Genomic DNA, 23,508 nt, shown 5'->3' on the forward strand with positions numbered 1-23,508 from the left:
ATCAAAGAACGTCTTGTATATATTATATTTACTGATGTTTTAAAATATTTAATCTATCTTAACGCATCAGTACTAATTTTATAAAATATTACAGGGAAGATTCTGAACTTTTGGATGAATTCTATTTTTTACGAGGAAATGATAAAATCAGTCTGGTGTCAAACACATCTCATTTTTATACCGATGCAGAATTTTCCACAAGCCACGATAATGCAATTGCCAAAATTATGGCCTACGATTTATTAATCAGTCATTACGTAGAAGAGTTAAGTTATTTGAGGGATCTGTCAAACGGTGTACAGAATAAACTGAGTACTTTATCAAATGGCGAGCGACTTGGATGGACAGCCTCAAAAACAGACCTAATTGAATTGATTTATGCCTTACAGGCTTCAGGAGCGATAAAAAGTGGTACGGCTGGGATTAAAGAGATGGCTTCGGCTTGTGAAGACATCTTTGAACTCAAACTCGGAAATGTTTATAGAACTTTTCTCGAAATTAGAGAACGGAAAATTGACCAAACCAAGTTTATCGATAGACTGAAAGCAACACTTTTAAGGAGAATGGAGGAAACGGATGGATAAAATTCATTTCGCTTAAATGTTAAATTTCTTCCCAAGTTGGGTACTACTTGGGAAAAAATAAAATTAATTTTCGTTATTATCATTTGGCATATACTATTTTCAGGACAACCGCTAAACAAAACTAATTTAAACCATTGAAAATGAGTATATAAAAACACCCAACTTGGGTATGACTTGGGGTTAATATCCAATAAATCATCCCAAATTTGTAGAACGAAAGTCAAATCGACAGATTCACGAACACTTTTTTATTAAAATACTAAAGCTCGTGAGTTAAATCAGGTCAGGGGCTATCAAATTAGTTGAAAAGCGATAATGATAGCCCCTTTCTTTTAAAACCGTTCTATTATGCCAGCAAATATTATTACCACAGACGATCTTCGGGAATTTAAAATAGAATTGCTCGATGACATTAAAAACCTTCTTTCCAAACAAGCTACTGGAAAACTTAAAAAATATCTCAAATCTTCAGAAGTTATGGACTTGCTTCAAGTCAGTCCAGGAACATTACAGAATCTTCGAATCAATGGTACGCTACCATACACAAAAGTTGGAGGCATAATCTATTACGATGCCGAAGAAATTCAAGATGTAATGACCTCAAACCATGTACAACACAAGACAAATTCTTAAATGATGAACTACATAAAGCTACTTAATGCGGCTTTTGAAAAGTTCTTTCTTGATGACCGCCTCAACCCAACACATATAAGTCTCTATATGGCACTGTTCCAAGAATGGAACAGTAGCCGATTTGCAGATGAATTTTATGTGAACCGTCGAGAATTAATGCGTGTAGCCAAGATTGGCTCAAAATCCACTTACCATAGATGTGTGACAAACCTTGATTCTTGGAACTATCTCACCTATTTCCCTTCCAATAACCCCTACAAAGGAAGCAAAATCAAGATGGCCATTATCGGTACAAGTGATGAACCGGATATGGGACGGTACGATCCCATATTAGAACAGCTTGCGGAACAGTACCATCCCATCCGTGAACCTGTTATGGGACAGCACCGTCCCAAAAATGAACAAGTAGTGGACTCAAACCGTCCCGCGAGTGGACAAGCATTGGTATCTACTATAAACAATACCAAACAAGTAAACAATATAAAACAACCAAAGGGCTGGCAGGCCGTTATTGATTTTTTTATTGAAAAAGGTTTTAATGCTGATGAAGGAAAAAAATTCTTCGAGCATTATGAAACTCGGAATTGGCAAACGAGCGATGGAAAAGAAATTCGATACTGGCGAGCCTTGGCCACTAACTGGATGGGCAGAACAGAGTTATATGCCAAAGAAAACAAACCAAACAAAAAACAAGCGTCCCAAATCAAGGACAACTTGCGAACCACTAAAAACAAAGATTATGGACAACCCCTCTAAAATTACCGAAGGTGGCGTGGAATACTTGCTCGGAAAGTTTGATGGCAAGAGTGTTCTCTACGATTTTGACAAAATCCTGATTTACCTGAATACTAAAGGAAAGTTGCTCTTTGGAAAAAATTTCCGAATCTACGATAAGGACACGGCCATCATTCGTAAACTCTGCCATTATTTCATCAAGGACAAAGAGAACTGTGAAAAGAACGGAATTGATATCGACAAAGGCATTTTACTTTCTGGACCTGTAGGATGTGGAAAAACCACCTTAATGAAATTGCTACGCCATATCGTCCCAATGCAACGACCTTATGAAATGATTCCTTGCCGGAACGTGGCTTTCAGTTTTAACCACCTCGGTTTTAAAACCATTGAAGAATATGGTAACACCAAATTTTTCTGTTTTGATGATTTGGGTGTAGAGCCAGCTGGTCGGTTTTATGGAAAGGATCTAAACGTAATGGGCGAAGTGCTCTTATCTCGATACGAGCTTTACCTACAGACAAAACGTAAAATAAAAACCCACGCAACCACCAACCTCAATGCCGAAGAACTGGAAGAACGCTACGGTAACCGAGTTCGTAGCCGAATGCGAGAACTTTTTAATTTGATTGCTTTTGATACCAAGGCTACGGATAAACGGAAGTAATTGCTATTCACTATTAAACTTTGGCAAAAAATGTGTATTTTGCCAAAGTTTAATTCAAATATCGTTGTTCTGGAACAAACTATTAAAGATAAAATACCAACATACTTTGTTGACCAGCAAGCTATTTCAAAAACCAGTCTGGTAGAGCTTATTCAGAAAGATTTTCCAAACTTAAAGGAAAGTTCTATCACTGTGTATTTGTCTAAACTTAAAAAAGAAGGTGTGTTAAAAAACCCATCCAGAGGTAAATACACTTTAAGTGGAAAAGATAGATTTATTCCAGTTATTGATACCAAATTAAAACGACTGTACAATAAAATAAAAAAAGATTATCCATTCATTGAATTCTGTGTGTGGAACACTTTATGGTTAAACCAATTTATGCGCCACCAACCCTTTAGATTTTACACCATAATTGAATTGGAAAAAGATGTGGTACAATCCGTTTTTTACAAGTTGAAAGACCAAGGCAAAACCGTTTTTACAGAACCAGATGCTGAAACTTTCGAGCTGTACGTTCATAATAGTGATAATGCAATAATTTTAAAGCAGTTGGTATCCGAAGCACCTTTAGTTCAATCCGAAAATATCATTATTCCATCCCTTGAAAAATTGTTGGTCGATATGCTAATAGACACTAATTTATTTGGTGCACAACAAAGTGAATTGGAATTTATTTACCGATCGGCATTCGAAAAGTTTGAGATAAGCAAAAGTAAAATGAAACGCTATGCCCACAGGCGTAATAGAGAGACGGAAGTTGAACAATTAAGCAATTTAACTTTGGCAAATAATTAATTTTATTGCCAAACATTAATTTTAATGATTAAAGAAACTACATATCAACCAGAGTGGATTTATGAAGTCAAAAAAAGACTAGGTAAAAAGTATGATCCAAAACTTATTGAAAAGGTTATCTATGCCTTACTGTTTTTGGAACAACTTGAAATCAACAAACTCGATTTTATTTTTAAAGGAGGAACTGCATTATTGTTGGCAACAGAAGAGCCTAAAAGGTTTTCAATCGACATCGATATTATTACCGAGCAAAGCCAAAGCGACATAGAAACTGTTCTTGAAGCTATAAGTAAAGAAACTGAAGCGTTTACACATTGGGAAGATGACAATGACAGAAAGCACACGCCTGATGCACCAGTTGGTCATTTCAAGATGTTCTACAAAAGCAATGTAGATAGTCGTGTTGAGCCAATTTTACTGGATATTCTCTACACACCAAACCCTTATCCCGAACTTACAGAAATTCCGATTGCTCACAACTGGCTTCAAACACAAGGGAAAATCACAACAGTAAAAATGCCAACGTTTGATGCCATTTTAGGCGATAAGCTAACTGCGTTTGCACCAAAAACCACAGGGATTTTATACAGCAAAGATAGACCAGTTGAAATTATCAAACAGTTATTCGACGTAGCGTTTTTAATGGATAATATTTCGGACTTAGCAACAGTCCGTAACAGCTTCACAAAAGTAGTTGCAGAGGAAATAGCGTTTAGAAAACTAAACATAACCTCAGAACAGGTTTTGGAAGACACCCAAAAAGCCTGTTTTATACTTTCCGTCCGTGACACAAATTCCGAGGAATTTAAACATCTGCAAACAGGAATAAGCAATTTTACCAATTTTACATTGGTAAGGTTCAATATTGAAGAAGCCATTACAGCTGCTTCAAAAGTTGCATACCTATCTGAACTGATTAAGGCTGGTATTGATAGCGAAATCGAAAGGTTTACAAATCCGCTTGAGGTTAAAGATTGGTTGATTGAGAACCCTCAATTCACTAAGCTAAATAAATTGAAAAAGAGCAATCCGGAAGCGTTTTTCTATTGGTTTAAGGCAATAACTTTAAGTTAAAATTTCACAATTTAATGAGGCTTTACTTGGAAAAAGAAAACTACTATTCTTCCCAAATAATGCTAAGAGCTCTACCCTTAAAAGTAATGCAATGCTCAAAAAACTTTCTTTGAATATTGTCTTCCTTAACGTAGTTGAAAATATCAACTGCCCAAATCTCTTCTTTTTTGAACAGGTTATCAGTAATGTTCTTAAAGTATTCGCCCATTACTGTATTTGGCGCCACCTTGTTTTCATATAACAGGTATTTGTAGGGAAAATGTTCGCTACAATATTTCCAACGTATTTTTCCATTCTCGCCATAGACAATCATAATATCGTGATTTCCTATATCTGCTAACCTGAAAGCACAGGCAGTCCTGCTGACTTTATACTCGTCCTTCAAATAATCTACCAATTCAATACTAAAGGTTTTACGATAAAAATCTTTTGAGAACCTTTCCTCTGGCATCAGCAAACAGGATGCAAAAAAATCTGCTTCTCTTTCTATTTGGTTAAACTGCTTCTGATTAGTTCTTGACGGATGTGGTTCTAACAATCCTTTTTTCAATCCAATCCTATGGGAATCTATATAGTAGTGTCCCAGCTCGTGTGCCAACGTAAACCTTCCTCTTGCAGAATCTGGCCTATTACCCAAATCGGTATTTATGTGAATATAAAACTTTCCATTATCAAAGAAAGTCATTCCATCAAAGGTGTTCTTGCCGTAGCTGTCATAAAATACCGATAGGCCTTCATCATCTAATATTTTGTCAAGAGGCGTAATCTTTTCTTCATATTCCAATGCAATGCTTTCGGCTAATTCCTTTATGTTTGTTTTATTCCGAATCACTAGAATCTTGGTTATGTTTTTTCCGCATTTTATCTATAATGTGTTGAGGCAATTCTTTCTTTCCTTTTCTAGCGACCATTCTTAGGGTTTCAATTTCTTCAACAACATCTTCTTCAAACATTGTTATGACTTTTGGCTTTCTATAAAACGTATTATTGATTACGGCAATTGGGTTAATAGATTTATCATCCAACTTATAGTCATAATCTTCATATAATTTATTGAACCTATCTAGTTCAAGTTCATTACTAGGGAATAAAAACCCTGTTGAACCTAACCAACTGTCCAATTGAGCTGTTTCAATTAGTTCTATTTTCTTAGGCTTGGCCATTATTCATAATGTCTAAATAGTTAGTAACGTGTCTATCCGCATCGCCGTAATAGGTGTTCACGGATTTTTGGGTTAAAGAGAGTTTATCTCTAAGCAGTTTTGTAATTGTTCTTGGCACTTTTTTACCTTCCTTTCGATAAGCTCTATAAGTAAAATAAATGATTCGATGCTTTTCAGATAATCGGGTAAGAGCTCTTTCAATGGTTTTAAGTTTTGCCACAACCACCCTTTTTGCCTCAGCGTCGTCTGGTACGTCAAACTTTGCCAACAACTCATCTGCATTTGTAACCAGGCTTAAATCTTCTTCTTCAGTAGGCTCTGCACAAGTGTTCTTTTCGCCATATTTAATTATTTGGGTGTATAAAATTCGATACATCCAAATAAGTATGCCCTTATCCAAATCTCTCGCTTTGGACTTGTCTTTGTCAAAAGTTGGGTATTTCCAAACTCTGGCAAAAGTACAATGCGCTATTTCCAAAGCCACCACCTCGTTATATCCATACTTATTGCAGTAAATCTCGGACTTACGTTTCAAATCTTTCTCAAATCGATAACAGAATTGCACAAAAGCGGCTCCTGCCTCTTTTGGAAATTCATCTTTAAAAGAAATATAATCCAGCAGGTCAACGCTAGGTAGTTTTTCAAAATCTATGTCCTGATTAGTACTTGTATTCATCTATATACCAAAACGGATATATCTATAATGGTATATGAGTGGACAGCACCCATAAAACCTTTGGTTAAACAACAAAATGCTATAAGTAAATAATTAATAATGAAAATCAAATATAAAAAAAGTAAGTTCAACTAAAAATTAAACCTATGGCTAAAGATTCATCTGGTAAAAAGTTCAATAGAATTCCTGAACACAAAAGAAAAGTAGGCGGAAAAACTATTATTATCAAGGAACACATTAGAAGTAACCGGAAAGACAGTAAAGGAAAGTAATGAGCGGAAATCCACAGCTCTGAATGGATATTGTTTAACCTAAAAATTCATTTTTATGAATAGTATTAATTTCTCTAAAGGAGAACTGAGTGTATGTCGTAAGGGCAATTGTGTTAATGTGAGTGGAGATATGGCAAAAGCCGTAGTCTTTGGTATTGCAACACTCGTTGTTATAAATGGCATAGCTTCAATATTAGAGCAATCTAATTAGAAGATTGATTGTGGTGATTTTGTAAGCAGAATTACCACAATCAAAATTTATTAAACGGTCAATCTGTCACAAGATATGAATGGCTTAATAATTGAAATTTTAAAATAAAAATTATTATGACTGAAGAATACAAAAAAGAAGTGATTGAAATTTTGGAAAATCTGGGAAAGCAACTAGATATTTCTGAAACTCAATATAATGAAGCTGTAAAAAGTTACGAAGCAGTTGGTGATTGGCTGTCTAAAGAAGGCTCGCCACTTTATCCATATAACCCAAGGATACTTCCTCAAGGTTCCTTTATGTTGGGCACAATTATAAAGCCTATTAACGATGAAGATGATATTGATATAGACCTCGTTTGTAAACTGAAAGGCAAACCAATTTATTGGACACAAAAACATTTAAAAGATACTGTTGGAAATAGACTCAAAGACCATTCTACCTATAAGGAAATGATTGAGGATAAAGATGGTGGTCGAAGATGTTGGACACTTGATTATTCAGACAATGCTAACTACCATATGGATATTTTGCCATCCATTTCAGATAAAAATTTTACGGTTCTACTTAGCGAATCCTTTAACAATAGCCAACGCATAGATACCAATAAGCTGGCAATTCGCTTAACCGATAAGGAAGAGTATAACTATTCTACCGAAACGGACACAGAATGGTGGTTGAAAAGTAATCCTTTCGGCTATGCCAAATGGTTTTATCAAAGAGCCATATACAGTTCAACAAAAATGTTCGCTCTGAGCGAATCTGTTGATCCTGTGAAGCCATACCAAAAAGAAAAGATGCCCTTGCAACGTGTAATTCAGTTATTAAAACGCCATAGGGATATTATGTTTTGTTCAGATGAACTTGATAGTGAAAACAGGCCCATTTCTATTATAATTACCACTTTAGCTGCCAGAGCTTATGACAGAAGCGAGAACATCGTTGATGCTTATGTTAATATTGTGAGCACAATGCGTGGCTTTATAGATACGAAACTGAATCCGAAGACAGGCCGTTACGAAAGATGGATAAGTAACCCTGTCAATGATGAGGAAAATTTTGCAGACAAGTGGAGCGATGTTCCTCAAAAAGAAGAATATTTCTATAAATGGTTGGATAAATTGGAGGAAGACCTCGAAACAATCAAATACAGCCAAGGAGTCGGCCTACAACGATTGAATGAATCCTTTTCAGTACAATACGGGGACAAGGTCGTAAATAAAGCTTTTGCCGACTATGGCGAAAAAAATAGAGTTCTAAGGGAATCTGGTTTGAGAAAAATGGCAGGAAGAACAGGTCTTTTAGGGTCGGTTGGCACTTCAATACCAAACCATAATTTTGAAGGTAATTTATGAGCAAATTTTTTAAGACAGACAGGAAAAGAAAAGTAAAAGGTATTCTCTCAACTGAACAATTGAAGAGGATAAAAAAAGTATTTCCAGAAATCAGGGTCTTAAAAAGCGGATGGGATAATTTTGAAATCATTGTTCAAATTCAACCCACTGCTATAAGCGAGTTATATGACGTGAAAGTTGTTTATACGGAAAACAAATGGGTAAAAATTTTTGTTGTCAATAAAACATTGGAAATCGCAAAAAGCAGAACAAAACTGCCTCACGTTTATAACAGCCAAAAGCAGCAGCTATGTCTTTATTCGCCATCTAAAAAAGAGTGGAATGCGCACAATTACATTATTGATACAATCATTCCTTGGATAAGTGAGTGGCTATACTACTATGAATTATGGTTGCCCGAAGGCAAATGGTTTGGCGGTGGTCATAATGAATACCCTAATGAGAACAAAACAAATATCTTGATAAATGAAGAATACAAAATTTAAAATATTGTCGATTGATGGCGGTGGTATTAAAGGTGTTTTCCCTGCATTGTTCTTAACACTTTTAGAAGACGAATTGAAAAATCGCTCTGATGGCAAAACTAAAATTTATCAGCATTTCGACTTGATTACAGGAACATCAACTGGTGGCATTATTGCTATTGCATTAGCCTTGGGGATACCTGCAAAAGAAATATATCAACTTTATTTAGATAATGCCAAGAAAATTTTTGGCAGCAAAAAACCTTTTTTCATTGGTCAAATCCTTAATTCAGCACACGAAAGAGAATTTTTGGAAAACCTTGTTCGTGAAAAGTTCAGAGATGCAAACAATGGAATTGAACCAAGGTTTGGCGATTGCAAAACAGATGTTTGTATTCCTATCTATGATTTGATACAAGGTAACCCAAGTGTGTTAAAAACCAAATATCATCCAGCTTTTGAGCGAGATTATCACATTCCGGCTTATCAAGCTGCTATGGCCACTTCTGCCGCACCTACATATTACGACCCATATACCTCAGAATATATTGACCTTAATGGCACACAAAAAGATTTTGCAAACAAAGTTGATGGTGGTATAATGGCAAACAACCCTACATTAGTAGCGGTTCTAGAAGCCTTAAAGGCTTTTAAAGTTGAAATGTCTCAGCTCGAAATCCTTTCACTTGGAACTGGATATAAAAAGCTTACCGATGGTAATTCCCGTAAAAAATGGGGTTTGCATTATTGGATGGTAAAGAATAGTAGAAAAAGGCTTATTGACTTATTTATGCAAAGCCAATCACAATTAGTTGCAAATTACATAAGCCTGCTTTACCAAGGGATAGACAGAAGTGAAAAAGATAATCCAAATTTTGTCTATGACCGGATAGATGTTTTGTTGAACGAGGATAATAATATCGAAATGGACGAATCTGACAGAATTAAAATTAAGAATTTTGCAGAATTAGCATCTATTGAATTTCAACACAACAGGACTACTATTCTGAAAAATCACTTTTATTAAATACTATATTACTTTTTCTTTGCTTTAGGTCTAAGTTCTTTAAATAGTATGATGATAATTTGTTTTATAGTAGCAATTATTTCTTCTGAAAATTCTTTCATAATCCAGCATTTAAATAGTTATTCAATTCCATTAAAATAATCAATGCCATAGTTCTGAGCGTTTCAGGTTTTCCTAGATAAAAGCTCTCATCCCAATTACTCAAAAAACCCAATTCCAAAAGCACAGAAGGACAATCGCTAATTGTTTCCCGCAACACCTGAAAATTGGCGAACTTCACACCTCTACTATCATATCCTATAGCTTTGCAGAGCGTTTTTTCTATTTGATAGCCGACAAAAACAGATTCTTTAGAATACTTCGCTTGTTTCTTTGAAGCATAAACTTCTACTCCTCTAGCATTTGGATTATCTGAATGATTGCAATGCAACGACACAAATAAATCAGCTTTTAGAATTTTAGCAAGTTTAGTTCTATCCGAGAGCGAAATAAGCGTATCCTTATATCTGGTCAAATAAATATCTAAAGGTTTTTTTAATTCTTTGTTTAGCTTCAAAATGGCAATCGCTATATCCATTACGATGTCCTTTTCTTGGATTTTATTTATTCCTATTGCTCCAGTATCTTTTCCACCGTGTCCAACATCAATTACAATTCGTTTTTGGGTTGTGGTTTCCTGCCCAAAAATGAAGCACATTTTTAGAAGCAAAATCACAAAACTGACGTTTTTGAGCACTTTTTTCATTTTCAAGTTTTGGGTTATTAACAATTCAACTTCTAAAAATCATAAAATTTGATGCCAAATAACAATAACGGAATTCAAACAATATCAAATAATATTTTATTCACAAATATTTGATTTTCAGTTATTTGTAAGCAAATATATGTAAATTTCCAATAACAAAAACAACACAAAATTTTAAACCGTTACGTTATGAAAAAATCAATCTATCTAGCAACTTTTCTGTCTTTGCTCTCAACATCGCTATTCGCACAAATTGGTGGCATTGAAGATTCCGTAAATGATGTAGGTGATACTATAAGAACCATCTTTCCAATTCTGCTCGGTGTCATTTTTCTAGTTGGTTTCCTCTTTAATGCGGGACATTTCTTTGGTGAGAACGCAGATTTAAAAAAGGGAATTACCAGAGTTTTGGTATTTGTCCTTATTGCAGGTGCAGTAGTAGGCATCTTCACATACCTAATCGGAATCGTAGTCTAAGTCGCTAAGCGACATTCGGCAATCAATACATTGGCTTATGAAAAAATTCGAGGTTTATAAAAACATTAGGAAACGGGCAGCCATTTTTGGGCTGCCCATCTCCCTGTTTGCATTAATGATGGTTTCCATTCTCGCATCCCTTTTGGTCATTATTTTCTCTTTCAGTTTTGGGATGATTATAGGCATACTGGTTTTTAACGCTGCCCTATATATTGCGTTGACAAGAATTACACATAACCCTCAGCTATTTCAGACGGCTAACGCCTTCCCACAAATCATTAGTAACAAAAGAAATTCTGGCTTCGATTATGAATAAGATGAACCTTTCTGCATATCAACCCATCGTGGAAATTCAAGACAATATCGTTTTTGCCAATAATGGTAATGTGATAGTGTGTTATGAAGGTAACCTACCTGAAATCTATTCCTTATCGGAAAAAGACTTTGAGGATATGCACGGTGCCTGGTTTCAGGCCTTAAAATCTTTGCCAGTTGGTACGGTTGTTCATAAACAGGATATTTATTTGAAGAAATCATATACCTCAGAACAACTTCCGAATTCAACCTTTTTAGAAAAAGCTACACACGAGCATTTTAAAGGTCGTGGACATATTGAACATAAATGTTATCTGTTCTTTATTCTGACTAAAAACAAGGCACTCAACAATTCCAAATACGTTAACCCTTTCCTAAAGGTTTCAAAGGGAATCGTTCAGGAACTGGACGATAACGTAAAAAGCTTTGCCAACTCGGTAAGCGATTCCGTTTCTTTTATCAATAATAGCCGAAAAATGGAATTTCTACCACTCAATGTCGAGGAAATTCAGAAACTAACCAACGGTTATTTCAATGGTTTCAATGAGGGATTTGATACCGATATCATCTTAGATAAAAAAAGCGTCAATATTGGCGAAAACCATTTTGATGCCCTGGCCATCAACAGCGAACTGTGCTTTGGCGAAAGTGTGCAGAGCAGCAAAACCAATGAGAAATTCACTTCAGACGATTTTGTGTTTCATCAAGGGTTTATTGATGGCATAGGGCTTACACTTAACGAAAATCATATCGTCAATCAAATCATCTATCTGGATGATAAACAAAAGTGGCGCAAGCTGCTAGATAAAAAAGTTGAAGAATTGAATAAAAGTTCCAACTTCGGTTCGCAGAACAAAGTGGTTCTGGGTAAAATCCAACATATTCTTGACCAAATCAATGCGGATGATAATGTACGGATTATTCGTGGTCATCTCAATATTGTCTATTGGGCAAAGGAAGCCAAAGAACTGGACAAAATCACGTCCAAAATCAAGACCGAATTTAAGGAACTGGATATCATCCCATATTATCCACGTGGCGAAGAGCGTAAAAACTATATTCTTAATAGTTACTGCTGCTTTTCTTCCAACTTTTCAAATCACGATTTATATGTGACAGATTTAAAGCACGCTCTGTGTCTGTTCATTAACAATACCAATTACAAATCCGATAACACCGGAATCATCTTCAATGATAGAGAACATAACATTCCAGTGCTAAAAGATGTTTGGGATGAAAAAAAGAAACGGATCAAGGCACGTAATTTTGCCATTTTTGCACCAACAGGCGAAGGCAAATCCTTTTTGGCAAACAATATTCTGCGCCAATATTTTGAAAGTGGTGTACGGTTGGTCATTATTGATTTAGGTGGTTCTTACACCAAATTCGCCAAGCTCTATCCTGAAAAATATACGGTTCTCAGATATGAAAGCGGTAAAAACTTAGGCATCAATCCATTTTACATCAGCGATGTTAAAGACTTGACACCTGAACGTTTGGAAGACCTATCTGTTTTCCTTTTTGAACTGTTCGCTTCAGATTTAAAAGTTACAAAAGCACAATCAGTCTCGGTTAAAAAGATATTGCAACACTATTATAATAACACTTCAGAAAATCATTCCTTAGATGGTTTTTACAGCTTTATAGAAAGGAAACAAAAAGACCTTTTAGATACCCTAAAAATCCATCCCGACTACTTCAACATAACGAGCTTTTTGCACGTAATGTCCGAATATGTCGGCGATGGTCTATACAGCTTCCTTTTTGAAGTAAGCGAAGACCAAACCTATAAAATCGAAGATAAACGATTGACTGTTTTTGAGCTCGATGAAGTCAAGGACAATAAGGAAATCCTGTCCGTAATGTTGAAGCTGATTAAATCTGCCATCCAAAGAACCATTTGGAAAAACCGTGCTGAAAAAGGTATCATCTTATTTGATGAGTTTGCGAAGCAACTGAAGTTTGAAAATGTACTGGAAAGCGTGGAGTTCTACTATCAAGCCATCCGTAAACAAAACGGTGCGATTGGGATTATTCTACAATCCATCAATCAGCTTCCAAACAATTCCACTTCAGCGAGTATTTTGGAAAACACACAGGTTATTTACAGCTTGAATAATGAAAAGGGATATGATGAATTGGTAAAAAGGCTCAATCTATCCAGTCACGATTTAAACCAACTAAAGTCTATTAAAAACAATCTTTCCGGTCCACGGAAATACACCGAAATGTTTATCAAAATCGGTAGGGAAAGTAACATTTTCCGGTTGGAAGTGCCAAAAGAAGTTTATGCGGCTTACTTAACCGATGGGCAGGAAAATGAGGAAATTATAAAGCTCTACGACGAGCATCACGATATGGAAAAAGCAATAATTCAATTTACATCTTAAAACAAATATTATGAAGACAAAAATCAAAATTTTAGTAATGACCGTAGCCCTGACTTTATTTATGACAAGCAAAGCTACTGCCCAAGGAATGCCAGTGTATGACAATACCAACTTTATCAGCTTGGTAAAATCCTTGGTAGAATCTGCCAAACAGACGAGCCAACTTATCAAGTCTGTGAAATTTCTGAAAGATGCAAAAGAAGCCATCGAGAAAGTATCGAGTGTGGTACAACAACTTAATGCTGTTCAAGAAATTGCAGACAACAATCAACGACTCATCAATGTAATGCAAACCGATTTGCAGGATATTTTGAATTCGCCTTACATCAAACCCGATGAAATCAGTAGAGTGGTGGAATCCTTTGATGCCATTGTACAAAACTCATTGGAAACGGTTGATTTTATTGACGAAGTTCTGTCTAGCGACTACCTAAAAATGAGCGATGCCGAACGTGCAAAAGTACTCAAGGAAAAAGAGAAGGAATCGAAGCAAATGGTGTCCAGCATCACAACTAAAACCAAACGCTATCGTGATATTATTTCCTTCAGAAAGATGCAGGATAAGGTCAATAATCGAGAAACAGACTATTAACAATGACCGCAACCATACTTTTAGGGATTGGGTTAGAATACATCGATACGGTGTTCCAGACCATACAGGCAAGCAACTTTTCGCAATATACCATTGCAGGAATGAAAACGCTTGCTGTCCTGTTCTTTTTGGTAAACATCCTTAAGAAGTACAATGAAGGTATTGCCGATAAGGACGGTTATACTTGGGGATTGAGTCCTGGCGAATTGGCAAAGAATTTTGCCATAGTCCTTTTAGTAATATTTTCAACGCAGGTGTTAGGATTCTTTGATGGGATATTGGTAGCCATAGAGGGACAGTACAGAGGAACAGCACCTGCGTTACTACCATTGCAAATGCAGGATATTCCTTTAGAGGAAGATGTAAGTCTTTTTGATGCTGCAAGTTCAGCGATGACACTTTTGTACGAAGCATTGGTAACACCGTTGTATGGCTTTAAAATATTAGCATTTATTTTAAGCACCATTCTTTGGATTCTCGACCTATTTATATACCCTTTATTTCTAGCCGAACGCTTTTTCCTGTTGGGAATAATGCAAGCATTTTTTCCATTGGTTATAAGTTTAGCGGTTTTTGAAAAATTCCGTTCCCTTGCTTATACATTTTTCAAATTATATGCGGCTGTATATATGTTGGTACCTGCCTTCTTTCTGGTCAATGTATTTATCAATGCTATTTATACGGAAATCAATACCAATTTTTGGACAAACCTTTTCGGAACTGATACAGGTCAAGGCTTTTTTGCACCTGTCGTTCAGTTAGGTTCTGTGGCTTTTATCGTATTCCTAAAATTCAAATTGTATAAACGTGCCACATCTTTTACGCTCAGATTATTTACCAACTAATTTAATTCAGAATGAAAACACCATACAAGAATATCTACAACGTCCTAAAATTAAATCGGTTTATTGTTTTGGGAGTTTTGGTCCTAGCATTACTATCAAGCACCTTCGCTTTATGGATGGCATATTCCACAAATCAAAAAGCACTAAATAGCGCTTTTGCCATAAATACCGATGGCAGCATTATTCCACTGAAGCTCGTAACCCAAAAAGAGAATTTTAGGGTTGAAGCCTTGGCACATTTAGACTTGTTCCACAATTATTTCTACAATATTGATGCGAGTAATTATGAAAGTAATTTAAAAAAGGCACTTTGGTTGGGAAACAGTTCTGTGGACAACCTGTATCGTCAGAAAAAAGCCGATGGTGTTTACAATAGACTGCTTCAGTATTCCTTGGTTCAAAAAGTACTGAGTATCGATTCACGGATAAACGAAAATAATGGCTCATACAGTTTTACAACAACGACCATTTTTGAAATCAATAGAGGTTCAATCATCGACACTTATGAATTGGTTTCTACCGGAAACTTGATTATGGTTGACCGAAACTTCCCGAACAATCCACACGGATTGTTGATTACCAACTATTTCGAGAACACATTAAAAAAACTCAATGATGAAAGTAGAAAAGAATAAAATAGTATTTGCAGCGGTTTTGGCCGTGATTTTCATATTCCTGATTTCCTATTCCGTAATGGTTATGGGCGATGATGAAAGTGAAACTGAAAACCTTAAACAGACCTTGGTGCCAGATTTGGAAGAAGACCAAAAAGAGTACGATTCCAAATTAGATGCAATTAACGACTTGAAGAAAGTGCGTGAAAATAACGCGCCAAGCATCTATGATGAAAAGTTGATTGATTCTATGGGTTTTTACGACCCAGACCTTCCAGAACGCGAAAAAGAACGTATCGTAGATAGCATCTACGAAGCTGGCAAGATTCAGTATTCAGAAAAACGATACCAAAATTTGGGACAAAAGAGAACTGTTCGCAAAGCGGTATCAAAAATTGATTCTACTGAAGTAAAACGGGAACAAAAAATTGAAGCCAAAGAATTAGGCTTGGAACATCAATTGTTCTTTGCCGCTTCCCCAAAACCCAATGAAGTTTCAATCATTGGTAATACAGATGAAACTATATACGTGGTAGTAGATGGCGACCAAGTTGTAAAAGCGAATACCAGATTGCGAATGCGCCTGACTAAATCCGCTTCGATTAATGGTAAAAAAATGCCTAAGAATACACCTATTTTCGGCTTCATAAGTTTTCAGCCTAATCGTGCGCTCATTGAAATTGAAAATATTAAGCATCATCCCACGAAGCTCAAAGCATTCGATTTATCTGATGGTAGTGAAGGTATCTATGTACAGAACAATTTTCGAGCAGAAGCCACCACTGAAGTCTTGGACGATATTATTGGCGATATCAACATTCCTACCGTACCACAAGTTGGTGGTATATCCAAAGTACTCAGACGTAACAACCGAAACGTAAAAGTTACGGTATTGAATAATTATAAATTAATTCTAAAACCTAAATTATGAGAGCAACAATTTTAATATTTGCGATACTGATTTCCGCTTTCGCGAAAGCGCAAACAACTACAGTTCTCGATACCCTATATGCCAACGACACCAAAAACGTTGCATTATTCTTCCCTGAACCTATTCGGCAAGGAATAACCGGTTCAGATAATTTTGTATTTACTTACAATCGTGAAAAAGAACAGTATTTTGGACTTCTTCAGGCAAAGCCTGGGAAGGAAAGTAATCTGTTGGTAGTCAATAGAAATGGTTCAATTTTTTCGTATATTGTAAGATATAAAAAACAGCTATCTAAGCTCAATTATTTCATTCCGCTATCAAGTAGTATCGGAAATGAGAAACCAATTAAGGTCGATTCGATTCTTGCTGAATCTTCTGAAGAACGTGTAGATAATAGAGCGTATTACTATCAAAAATTCTGCTCGTATCTTCTTAACAGAAACCAGCGTATCGGTCGGATTAAGAAGCGAACGCAAGGCATTGTCTTGACTGTTGAAAATGTTGTTTTTGATAAGGAAGAACTCTACTTCGTTATCCAGATTGAGAATAATTCTACTTTGGATTACGATTTGAATTTCTTGAACCTTTCGATTGAAACTCGGCAAAAGGGCAAAAGAAAGTCATTACAGCGACTGTATCAAGAACCTATTTACACATATAACCTGCCATCTAAAATTGCAGAACACGAAACGGTGCGCTTCGTTTATGTATTGCCCAAATTTTCATTGTCTAATGACCGCAGGGCAATTTTGGAACTTAACGAGAAAGATGGCGAACGAAACATTGAAATGAAACTATCGCATAGATATATCAATAACCCAAATTAATACCGTTATGAAAAAAATTGTTGTTTGCTCGCTCGTATTACTGTTCCTTTCCTGAGCTGATTCTAAAACTAAAATTTCAGGACCAAGTGCCACAGCCCAAATCGTCATCGAAAGCTTTTATGAAAAAGATAAGGAAACCTTAAAAGCACATTCTACACCACAGGCGTATTCCAACTATATGAACACCATAAATATGTTCAACGCTACGCCAAAGGATGATTCTAACTTTACCGTTTTGCAAGATACGATTATGGGCAATGTGGCTTGGGTAAAATACACCACAGCATACGATAAAACGCCTGGTGTTTTTAAACTGGTTAAGCAGGAAGGCAAGTGGTTAGCTGCCGCAAGAGGGTCAAAGGATAAAGCACCTTTTTAAAGCAATTATTTCTCTGTATTTATTGAACTAATCATCAGCATCCAAAAGATACTGAACAGCCATAGCTATGCTTTAATTATAACTAAATCAATCAGTGTAACAGATGCAAAAAATACTACATATAGACTGGAAAATCGGTATTAAAAAAGTTACGGACAATAGTGTAGATTTAGTATTGACAGACCCACCTTATGGCATAAGTTACAGAAGTAATAAGAGGAATAACCGCCATAAAAGGATGCCTAATGATAATAATCTGGACTGGCTAAATAGTTGGGTAAAAGAAATAAAACGAGTCTGCAAAGAAGAGGCACATCTCTACGTATTCTGCTCTTGGCACAATGTAGAAGTCTTTAAGTTTTTCCTTGGTAAATAGTTTAGAATAAAGAACATCTTGATTTGGGAAAAGGAAAATCACGGAACTGGCGACCTGAAAGGCGACTATGCGCCAAAATATGAAATGATATTATTTTGTAGCAATGGAAACAAAAAATTGAATGGTAGGCGTGACTGCAATATCCTAAAATCTTCTAAAACCAAAAACAATAACCATCCTACCGAAAAGCCTGTTGATCTAATAAGCTATCTAATAGAAAAAAGTACAGATCCTGGGGATTTAGTTTTGGATACCTTTGGTGGAAGTTGTTCTACTGCTATTGCCAGCAAGCAAACAAATAGGAACTGTATCGTTTTTGAGATTGAGGCTGATTATTGTAGCAACGGACGGAAGAACTTGGCATGTACTTCTAAACGGATGTTTGGAATTAGCGATTACCTAGAAAAGTAAAAATTATTTTCTAACACTAGCTTAAAGCCAAATGGTATTTTATAAAGTGTACACTTGATTAAAGAAGAATCCTTATTTAATTATTTTGTCACTGGATAAGCCATCTGACCACCAATTTGACCATCTATTACACCACCTATTGCACCACCTATTGCACCACTTTAATTTATTTGAAAATCGACCTCGCCTCATCATAAACCCTCTCAAAATTAGCTTCTAAATCAACATTTGAATACTGCTTCGTTTCCTGCGGAAGCTCTCTTTTAATATTAGACAGTTTAAACTGTACCTTCTTGTCCTTCCCATCCGCATACGTAATAAACTCGCCTTGCTTTAACCTGAAAAATACATCTGCTCGTATTTTCGGGATTTCCTTTTCGCCTGTGGTAATACGTGTATCAAAATCCAGATTATGACCACGACTTACGCTTTTGGTTGGGTCTTTGATGATTTCAAAAAAGCGTTCGTAGTATTTGGCGGTGTCTGGGTCGTTTACTTTACCAAAAAACTGGTATGATAAATTACTCAAAATTGCCTTGCTTGCCTTATCGCCATACATCATATCGTTTTGTATTTTATCCTGCATTACATAAATCGTAGCAATATTGTAGCTTCTCAATGTTGCCGGAATGCGGTGCATATTTAACAAGCGAATGGTTGGTGCTTCTTCCATTAATAAAAATGAGGGTTTGGAATTACGCACACTCATTTGCTTTGTAATAGTGTGAATAATGGTTGCAATTACTGGCGAATAAGACGTTTCATATTTTGGATTGTTCACTACCGAAATTATGGCAGGATTATCCTCACCATTAATATTCAAAGGTACTTCGTCTGCGGACAATGCCATAAAAATCCGTTGTGTGCTAATTCGTTTCAGCGCATTTGCCAAAGTACTTTTTACACCAGCGGTCTGTCTGTCAGAATCCTTACCACTAATAAAAGCATCTGCCATTGCTCTCGATGTGGTGTTGGTTTCCAAAAACTGCACGAGGCTATCCGTATCAAGGTATTGGTAGATAGCTATTAAATGAGGAAGTGTGCAAAATTGCGGATAGGTAGTTTTTAGTTTCCAGATTAACCCACCAATCAAACCTTCAGCGGCATCGTTAAAGAACTTTGTAGTTCCGGTTGTTCCACTTTCTCTTTGCTCTAAAAGATTTTCAATTAGCACTCTTGAAACCTCGTTTACGCTTTCCTCGCTCTCTAAATAGCGTGGTGCAATGGGATTTACCCGATGGATGATTTTATCGAAGGAAATGACCTTAAACGGCATATCGTTATCCTTAAAAAGTGGATATGCCATTTCGGTCAATTCAAAATCTTTATAGTCGTGAATAATTCCGCAGAAGCGCTCTTTCCGGAAATGCTTCAAAAATCCATAAATCACACTTTCAGTCTTACCACTTCCCGCAGAGCCGATGACGGATGCGCCACGTTTAATATTATCTAATTTGAAGTTCCCTTTGTTTGTAGCAAAATTGACTTGGTACTTGGTATTTCCGTTTTGTACATTTTCAGTTTTATGCAGAAATACATATAGTCCTGTATTAATTAATAGTAGAGGACAAACCAAATAGAGTAATAGCGATACTAATTCGTTTCCCTCAGAAATATAGAACACAAAAATTGAAAGCAATATAAAATTCAAAAGAAACGCATATCTACTTACCCGAAAAAACGCATAGAAAACAGTACTGGCTAAACCAATAATTGAAAGTATCGTTATGAGATTGTTTATTTCCATACTTAGACTCCTATTGAACTTGATTTTATGGCCACCTCTACGCCACGTCTTAATCGCTTAAAAACTCGAAGTGCAATTTGTGCTTGACTAACTGGAATACTTGGAACGATTGGCAAGCCACTTTTGGTAATCATTTTGAAAGCCAAAGCTTTTTCGTTGGCTGGTAATTTCATCAAGGCAGCGAAATAGAGATTAGGGTTCTTTACAAAATCCTTTCGTGCTTTGTAGGTCTCGGCAAAATTGCGTTTGTAGCCAAAAGTCTTGTCAAACGTTTTTTCCGCTTTCGCGAAAAAGGTATCTCTATCAAAACCACGCTTTACCTTTTTGCCGTGCATTTCAACTTCGGAAGCTTTGTGTTTACTTCCTGGGGAAAGACTGACCGAATTTGAAGCATCCTTTCTGCTCACGATGATATGAATATGACTTTGGTTTCCATCTTTTTGCATTCCCTGGACAATCCGTTTGCCATTTTGCTGGTGTGGTGCTTGGCGTTCCAATTTGGCAATTTCCTTTTTCATTCTTTTAGTATTCCCTTCAGCTCGTCCTTCTTGAATATTTCGGATTTCAGTTTTTAGCTGAAGAATTTTTGAAGCGTAAGGTTGGTTTTCTTTAATCTGAAAATCTGTTCCCTTGAATGTTCTTTGGTGCTCAATTTTAGCATAGTATTTTATGTCATCTATGGTTATGGGTCGTCTGTGAATTTCTCGATTGAAACTGGCAACATAATCTTTCATCAGCTCACGAGTGTAGGTTTTTAAATCTTGACTACTGTTCTGAAGTTTTCGTAATTCATACTTTGACGGGCTGACCGTAATCGAATAGAATTTAGGTTCTTTCTTTTTTAATTTTGCGGTGTTTTCGTCAATTTCTTTGACCACTTCTTCAGCGGAAATCTCATCGCCATATTGATTGAAAAAATGTTCCATTTTGTGCTGTTCCAAACCTTGATTTTCCTTTTCCAAATAGCCTACAAAATCAGCTGAACTTGGTGAAAAATTGTTGCCTAATTTTTGAGGTGTGATTGTGATATACATAGCTCGAAAGTTTAGAGTTGGTTGCTTTGATTTTTCTTTTCGCGAAAGCGGACTTCCTTCTTTTCTTCGGCATATTTCTTTTCTACAATCAGCGGTTTTTTAGTTGGCTCTTCGGTCTCAAAAAGGGACTGAATCATAGCCACCGTAGGTTTGGTTTGTGTCTTTTCTACGTCTCGCATTATGGCAATAACAGCATTGATTCTTTTGAGTAATTTAGCCTCAATGGTGCGTCCAGTTGGTCCTAATTTTTCCTTTGGCGATATTTCGTTGTAGAAGAAAAAATCGAGCATCGTAGCCATCGCCTCGGTGTGCGATTTGAAGTAGGTACGTGAGAAAGTTTGGAAACGTTTTGCGGTTTCCTTTTTAAATCTAATTCCAATAAATGAGTCCATATTTCGCCAATTTGTCGCAAAATCTTCCCTAAAAATGGGCGTTTCCAGCCCGTTTGTCGCAAATTGTTGATTGCTAGGAAATTACAGTGTTTTCAAATCGCTGGTAATCAGCTGTTTGAAAACGAAAAGGAATCTGAAACATCGCGCAGCGTGTTACCCTCTTGCTATTCCTTTTCGTCACACGCAAGCGTGACAAAAATCCATACAATCCGGCTAAAGAGCCGATTGCCATTTTCAAGGAAAATGATTTTCCGATATGTTATTTTTCGATGTGCAAGGTTATCGGCGAAAGTCGAAAAGTGGATAACCCTACTTAATTTGAATGCTGAATTTCAGCGAAATAAAGATACGTTTTTTTTCTTGATTATATATTAATTACATACAAAAACACCCCTGAAATTTCAGAGGTGTTCTATATATAATAATAACGTGTCAGATATTGAACACATAATCGTATGTGTATAAATTTTTAATCATTTCTTCATCAATTAATTTTTCATAATCTGCACCAGTTTCGTCAACATATTTTTGAATGGATTCCCCAAAAAGATGTATAACGTGTTCTCTTGAAACCTGTAAAAGTTCCTCTTGTTTTTCCTCGCTCAAATCTTGAAATTTTATGTAAATCATAACTTCAAAATTTTAGTATTCGCTTGGCAACATCAGCGTATCATTTACAAAAAATAACCGCAGTTCATCGAGTGGAAAATCGGTTGCCCTGTAACCGTGTTTTTCCAAAATATTATCGTTGCCATCGCTATAAATTATTTCGGCTTCGTAACCAGAATAATCCTGTTTTTCTTTGGGCAATCTTTTGAAGTCTATGGTTACAAATTCGCTTCGGTTCATCAGACTTTTTGCAATTACGGACGTGTCCGTAATGAGCCAAAAACATTCGGCTACCTCTGACAAATATTTTAATCCGTCTGTAAATCGGGTTCTTAATAATGGGATTTGGTAGAACATTTCTGTTCCTGTAAAATATTGCAATCGCTCTTTTATTTCGTTAACTTGTGCTTTCATTGTTATCTAATTTTAATTAATGGATAATGAAAAAGAGGGCGCAACTTTCGAGAGGAACGCCCTCTTTAATTTTAAAGATTACTTGTCGCTCTTGCTTCCAAGCAAAAGGATTTCATCGGCTACAACTTCCGTTACATAGCGTTGGTTGCCATCATCGGTAGTGTAGGTTCGGGTCTTTAGTTTCCCTGTAATTCCAACCTCTTTGCCTTTTTCGACAAATTTCTCAACGATTTCAGCAGTCTTTCCCCAAGCTACAACGGTGTGCCAGTTGGTGTCCGTTTGCTTTTCGCCTTTGCTGTCCTTGTAATACTCGTTTGTAGCGAGTGAGAAGCGGGCTACTTTCTTACCGCTTTCAAGGTTCGTAATGGTTGGTTCTTGTCCAACGTTTCCAATTAACTGTACGTGATTTCTAATAGTACTCATAATAAAAAGATTTGTGTCTGCTTTGTATCAGACTGGTTTATATTTCCCCTATTTGTTTTAAACTGAATTAAATTTTAAGGGGTGTTTGTTCTTTTCTTCTGTGCACTGCACAATGGATAGAGTGGGTTTTGTCAAGACTTTTCGGGCAAAATCAGGTGTGTTTGCGACGTAGTAAAATCCTTAGATTTTCAAGGAAGTAGAAACCTTATTTTTCACTAAAACTTGTATAGTCTTGACAAGTTCCATAAGGGCATTAGCAATTCTTTTAAACGCAGTTGCGTTTGAGCGTACCGACAGTTAAACGAAATGAGTGGCTGGGTTTAATTTA

The 23,508-nt window shown here is 36.2% G+C and carries 29 protein-coding genes and 1 pseudogene; 20 read left to right on the top strand and 10 right to left on the bottom strand.

The genetic code is table 11. From position 1 onward, the window contains the following. Positions 1-110: 110 nt before the first annotated feature. The 6 genes from FT986_RS11705 (at position 111) to FT986_RS11730 (ending at position 4,491) form a co-directional block, all read left to right on the top strand. A complete protein-coding gene (locus tag FT986_RS11705) occupies positions 111-584 on the top strand; it encodes an RteC domain-containing protein (RefSeq protein WP_255505955.1) in 474 nt (157 codons plus the stop codon). 348 nt (positions 585-932) lie between these two features. Further along, entirely contained in the window at positions 933-1,217 is a 285-nt protein-coding gene (locus FT986_RS11710; protein ID WP_026813287.1) for a helix-turn-helix domain-containing protein, read from the top strand. Positions 1,218-1,220: 3 nt separating this feature from the next. Then, positions 1,221-1,973 carry a hypothetical protein gene (locus tag FT986_RS11715; RefSeq protein WP_147865240.1) on the top strand — a complete coding sequence of 251 codons (753 nt, stop codon included), beginning with the start codon at positions 1,221-1,223 and terminating at the stop codon, positions 1,971-1,973. Then, positions 1,957-2,619, top strand: coding sequence for an ATPase (locus FT986_RS11720; protein WP_147865217.1), 663 nt, complete (start codon positions 1,957-1,959; stop codon positions 2,617-2,619). The genes FT986_RS11715 and FT986_RS11720 overlap by 17 nt, the downstream gene beginning before the upstream one ends. A 39-nt stretch (positions 2,620-2,658) precedes the next feature. Continuing rightward, positions 2,659-3,417: a DUF6577 family protein gene (locus tag FT986_RS11725; RefSeq protein ID WP_255505956.1), complete on the top strand. Its 759-nt coding sequence runs from the start codon at positions 2,659-2,661 to the stop codon at positions 3,415-3,417. Positions 3,418-3,441: 24 nt separating this feature from the next. Further along, complete coding sequence (locus FT986_RS11730) at positions 3,442-4,491, top strand: nucleotidyl transferase AbiEii/AbiGii toxin family protein (RefSeq protein WP_147865218.1); 1,050 nt, start codon at positions 3,442-3,444, stop codon at positions 4,489-4,491. A 43-nt stretch (positions 4,492-4,534) separates the two neighbouring features. On the opposite strand, the gene FT986_RS11735 is transcribed toward FT986_RS11730, so the two are convergent. From FT986_RS11735 to FT986_RS11745, 3 genes are read right to left on the bottom strand one after another with little or no spacing between them, the layout of a single operon-like run. Beyond that, entirely contained in the window at positions 4,535-5,323 is a 789-nt protein-coding gene (locus tag FT986_RS11735) for an ImmA/IrrE family metallo-endopeptidase (RefSeq protein ID WP_255505957.1), read from the bottom strand. Further along, positions 5,310-5,654, bottom strand: coding sequence for a hypothetical protein (locus FT986_RS11740; protein WP_147865220.1), 345 nt, complete (start codon positions 5,652-5,654; stop codon positions 5,310-5,312). Before FT986_RS11740 ends, FT986_RS11735 begins: the two co-directional genes overlap by 14 nt. Further along, positions 5,641-6,330, bottom strand: coding sequence for an RNA polymerase sigma factor (locus tag FT986_RS11745; RefSeq protein WP_147865221.1), 690 nt, complete (start codon positions 6,328-6,330; stop codon positions 5,641-5,643). The genes FT986_RS11740 and FT986_RS11745 overlap by 14 nt, the downstream gene beginning before the upstream one ends. Before the next feature lie 146 nt (positions 6,331-6,476). Between FT986_RS11745 and FT986_RS16215 the strand changes: the two genes are divergently transcribed. The 4 genes from FT986_RS16215 (at position 6,477) to FT986_RS11760 (ending at position 9,659) form a co-directional block, all read left to right on the top strand. After that, on the top strand, positions 6,477-6,602 hold the full coding sequence (locus FT986_RS16215; RefSeq protein ID WP_255505958.1) for a hypothetical protein: 126 nt from the start codon (positions 6,477-6,479) through the stop codon (positions 6,600-6,602). 327 nt (positions 6,603-6,929) lie between these two features. Beyond that, the gene (locus tag FT986_RS11750) at positions 6,930-8,168 is read left to right on the top strand and encodes a nucleotidyltransferase (protein WP_147865222.1); all 1,239 of its coding nucleotides are present in this window, start codon (positions 6,930-6,932) and stop codon (positions 8,166-8,168) included. Further along, the gene (locus tag FT986_RS11755) at positions 8,165-8,653 is read left to right on the top strand and encodes a hypothetical protein (RefSeq protein ID WP_147865223.1); all 489 of its coding nucleotides are present in this window, start codon (positions 8,165-8,167) and stop codon (positions 8,651-8,653) included. Before FT986_RS11750 ends, FT986_RS11755 begins: the two co-directional genes overlap by 4 nt. After that, a complete protein-coding gene (locus tag FT986_RS11760; protein ID WP_147865224.1) occupies positions 8,634-9,659 on the top strand; it encodes a CBASS cGAMP-activated phospholipase in 1,026 nt (341 codons plus the stop codon). Before FT986_RS11755 ends, FT986_RS11760 begins: the two co-directional genes overlap by 20 nt. A 97-nt stretch (positions 9,660-9,756) precedes the next feature. On the opposite strand, the gene FT986_RS11765 is transcribed toward FT986_RS11760, so the two are convergent. Next, positions 9,757-10,404 carry an N-acetylmuramoyl-L-alanine amidase gene (locus FT986_RS11765; RefSeq protein WP_147865225.1) on the bottom strand — a complete coding sequence of 216 codons (648 nt, stop codon included), beginning with the start codon at positions 10,402-10,404 and terminating at the stop codon, positions 9,757-9,759. A gap of 189 nt (positions 10,405-10,593) precedes the next feature. On the opposite strand from FT986_RS11765, the gene FT986_RS11770 reads away from it, so the two are divergent. The 10 genes and pseudogenes from FT986_RS11770 (at position 10,594) to FT986_RS16345 (ending at position 18,561) form a co-directional block, all read left to right on the top strand. Continuing rightward, positions 10,594-10,881 (top strand): hypothetical protein, encoded by a 288-nt coding sequence (locus FT986_RS11770; RefSeq protein ID WP_073243663.1) that lies wholly within the window; start codon positions 10,594-10,596, stop codon positions 10,879-10,881. 37 nt (positions 10,882-10,918) lie between these two features. Further along, entirely contained in the window at positions 10,919-11,197 is a 279-nt protein-coding gene (locus FT986_RS11775; protein WP_147865226.1) for a hypothetical protein, read from the top strand. Continuing rightward, complete coding sequence (locus FT986_RS11780; protein WP_147865227.1) at positions 11,190-13,586, top strand: TraG family conjugative transposon ATPase; 2,397 nt, start codon at positions 11,190-11,192, stop codon at positions 13,584-13,586. Before FT986_RS11775 ends, FT986_RS11780 begins: the two co-directional genes overlap by 8 nt. Before the next feature lie 10 nt (positions 13,587-13,596). After that, on the top strand, positions 13,597-14,178 hold the full coding sequence (locus FT986_RS11785; RefSeq protein WP_085767703.1) for a conjugal transfer protein: 582 nt from the start codon (positions 13,597-13,599) through the stop codon (positions 14,176-14,178). Positions 14,179-14,180: 2 nt separating this feature from the next. Next, positions 14,181-15,023: a hypothetical protein gene (locus tag FT986_RS11790; protein ID WP_129759445.1), complete on the top strand. Its 843-nt coding sequence runs from the start codon at positions 14,181-14,183 to the stop codon at positions 15,021-15,023. A gap of 11 nt (positions 15,024-15,034) precedes the next feature. Further along, positions 15,035-15,658: a conjugal transfer protein TraK gene (locus tag FT986_RS11795; RefSeq protein WP_147865228.1), complete on the top strand. Its 624-nt coding sequence runs from the start codon at positions 15,035-15,037 to the stop codon at positions 15,656-15,658. Continuing rightward, positions 15,639-16,568 (top strand): conjugative transposon protein TraM, encoded by a 930-nt coding sequence (gene traM, locus FT986_RS11800; protein WP_147865241.1) that lies wholly within the window; start codon positions 15,639-15,641, stop codon positions 16,566-16,568. Before FT986_RS11795 ends, traM begins: the two co-directional genes overlap by 20 nt. Beyond that, entirely contained in the window at positions 16,565-17,395 is an 831-nt protein-coding gene (locus FT986_RS11805) for a DUF4138 domain-containing protein (protein ID WP_147865229.1), read from the top strand. Before traM ends, FT986_RS11805 begins: the two co-directional genes overlap by 4 nt. Before the next feature lie 178 nt (positions 17,396-17,573). After that, positions 17,574-17,774 carry a hypothetical protein gene (locus FT986_RS16220; protein ID WP_255505959.1) on the top strand — a complete coding sequence of 67 codons (201 nt, stop codon included), beginning with the start codon at positions 17,574-17,576 and terminating at the stop codon, positions 17,772-17,774. A 103-nt stretch (positions 17,775-17,877) separates the two neighbouring features. After that, positions 17,878-18,561: pseudogene (locus FT986_RS16345) on the top strand (site-specific DNA-methyltransferase). Between the two features lie 166 nt (positions 18,562-18,727). Here FT986_RS16345 and FT986_RS11825 read toward each other — a convergent pair. The 6 genes from FT986_RS11825 to FT986_RS11850 all read right to left on the bottom strand — a co-directional run bounded on the left by FT986_RS11825 (position 18,728) and on the right by FT986_RS11850 (position 23,180). Continuing rightward, a complete protein-coding gene (locus FT986_RS11825) occupies positions 18,728-20,308 on the bottom strand; it encodes a type IV secretory system conjugative DNA transfer family protein (protein ID WP_121666348.1) in 1,581 nt (526 codons plus the stop codon). A 2-nt stretch (positions 20,309-20,310) separates the two neighbouring features. Beyond that, positions 20,311-21,342, bottom strand: coding sequence for a MobB family relaxase (mobB, locus tag FT986_RS11830; RefSeq protein ID WP_147865232.1), 1,032 nt, complete (start codon positions 21,340-21,342; stop codon positions 20,311-20,313). Positions 21,343-21,353: 11 nt separating this feature from the next. Beyond that, positions 21,354-21,734 carry a BfmA/BtgA family mobilization protein gene (locus FT986_RS11835; protein WP_147865233.1) on the bottom strand — a complete coding sequence of 127 codons (381 nt, stop codon included), beginning with the start codon at positions 21,732-21,734 and terminating at the stop codon, positions 21,354-21,356. 432 nt (positions 21,735-22,166) lie between these two features. After that, positions 22,167-22,364: a hypothetical protein gene (locus FT986_RS11840; protein ID WP_147865234.1), complete on the bottom strand. Its 198-nt coding sequence runs from the start codon at positions 22,362-22,364 to the stop codon at positions 22,167-22,169. 12 nt (positions 22,365-22,376) lie between these two features. Next, a complete protein-coding gene (locus tag FT986_RS11845; protein ID WP_070237383.1) occupies positions 22,377-22,757 on the bottom strand; it encodes a DUF6876 family protein in 381 nt (126 codons plus the stop codon). A gap of 78 nt (positions 22,758-22,835) precedes the next feature. Then, the gene (locus FT986_RS11850) at positions 22,836-23,180 is read right to left on the bottom strand and encodes a single-stranded DNA-binding protein (protein WP_089369785.1); all 345 of its coding nucleotides are present in this window, start codon (positions 23,178-23,180) and stop codon (positions 22,836-22,838) included. Positions 23,181-23,508 lie beyond the last annotated feature (328 nt).

Source organism: Mesonia sp. K4-1, from assembly GCF_008017825.1.
Lineage (GTDB): Bacteria > Bacteroidota > Bacteroidia > Flavobacteriales > Flavobacteriaceae > Mesonia.

Coding starts and splice junctions, on each gene's coding strand:
- FT986_RS11710 (WP_026813287.1), top strand. CDS start 933: ATGCCAGCAAATATTATTACCACAGACGATCTTCGGGAATTTAAAATA.
- FT986_RS11715 (WP_147865240.1), top strand. CDS start 1,221: ATGAACTACATAAAGCTACTTAATGCGGCTTTTGAAAAGTTCTTTCTT.
- FT986_RS11720 (WP_147865217.1), top strand. CDS start 1,957: ATGGACAACCCCTCTAAAATTACCGAAGGTGGCGTGGAATACTTGCTC.
- FT986_RS11730 (WP_147865218.1), top strand. CDS start 3,442: ATGATTAAAGAAACTACATATCAACCAGAGTGGATTTATGAAGTCAAA.
- FT986_RS11740 (WP_147865220.1), bottom strand. CDS start 5,654: ATGGCCAAGCCTAAGAAAATAGAACTAATTGAAACAGCTCAATTGGAC.
- FT986_RS11745 (WP_147865221.1), bottom strand. CDS start 6,330: ATGAATACAAGTACTAATCAGGACATAGATTTTGAAAAACTACCTAGC.
- FT986_RS16215 (WP_255505958.1), top strand. CDS start 6,477: ATGGCTAAAGATTCATCTGGTAAAAAGTTCAATAGAATTCCTGAACAC.
- FT986_RS11750 (WP_147865222.1), top strand. CDS start 6,930: ATGACTGAAGAATACAAAAAAGAAGTGATTGAAATTTTGGAAAATCTG.
- FT986_RS11755 (WP_147865223.1), top strand. CDS start 8,165: ATGAGCAAATTTTTTAAGACAGACAGGAAAAGAAAAGTAAAAGGTATT.
- FT986_RS11760 (WP_147865224.1), top strand. CDS start 8,634: ATGAAGAATACAAAATTTAAAATATTGTCGATTGATGGCGGTGGTATT.
- FT986_RS11765 (WP_147865225.1), bottom strand. CDS start 10,404: ATGAAAAAAGTGCTCAAAAACGTCAGTTTTGTGATTTTGCTTCTAAAA.
- FT986_RS11770 (WP_073243663.1), top strand. CDS start 10,594: ATGAAAAAATCAATCTATCTAGCAACTTTTCTGTCTTTGCTCTCAACA.
- FT986_RS11775 (WP_147865226.1), top strand. CDS start 10,919: ATGAAAAAATTCGAGGTTTATAAAAACATTAGGAAACGGGCAGCCATT.
- FT986_RS11780 (WP_147865227.1), top strand. CDS start 11,190: ATGAATAAGATGAACCTTTCTGCATATCAACCCATCGTGGAAATTCAA.
- FT986_RS11785 (WP_085767703.1), top strand. CDS start 13,597: ATGAAGACAAAAATCAAAATTTTAGTAATGACCGTAGCCCTGACTTTA.
- FT986_RS11790 (WP_129759445.1), top strand. CDS start 14,181: ATGACCGCAACCATACTTTTAGGGATTGGGTTAGAATACATCGATACG.
- FT986_RS11795 (WP_147865228.1), top strand. CDS start 15,035: ATGAAAACACCATACAAGAATATCTACAACGTCCTAAAATTAAATCGG.
- traM (WP_147865241.1), top strand. CDS start 15,639: ATGAAAGTAGAAAAGAATAAAATAGTATTTGCAGCGGTTTTGGCCGTG.
- FT986_RS11805 (WP_147865229.1), top strand. CDS start 16,565: ATGAGAGCAACAATTTTAATATTTGCGATACTGATTTCCGCTTTCGCG.
- FT986_RS16220 (WP_255505959.1), top strand. CDS start 17,574: ATGAACACCATAAATATGTTCAACGCTACGCCAAAGGATGATTCTAAC.
- FT986_RS11825 (WP_121666348.1), bottom strand. CDS start 20,308: ATGGAAATAAACAATCTCATAACGATACTTTCAATTATTGGTTTAGCC.
- mobB (WP_147865232.1), bottom strand. CDS start 21,342: ATGTATATCACAATCACACCTCAAAAATTAGGCAACAATTTTTCACCA.
- FT986_RS11835 (WP_147865233.1), bottom strand. CDS start 21,734: ATGGACTCATTTATTGGAATTAGATTTAAAAAGGAAACCGCAAAACGT.
- FT986_RS11840 (WP_147865234.1), bottom strand. CDS start 22,364: ATGATTTACATAAAATTTCAAGATTTGAGCGAGGAAAAACAAGAGGAA.
- FT986_RS11845 (WP_070237383.1), bottom strand. CDS start 22,757: ATGAAAGCACAAGTTAACGAAATAAAAGAGCGATTGCAATATTTTACA.
- FT986_RS11850 (WP_089369785.1), bottom strand. CDS start 23,180: ATGAGTACTATTAGAAATCACGTACAGTTAATTGGAAACGTTGGACAA.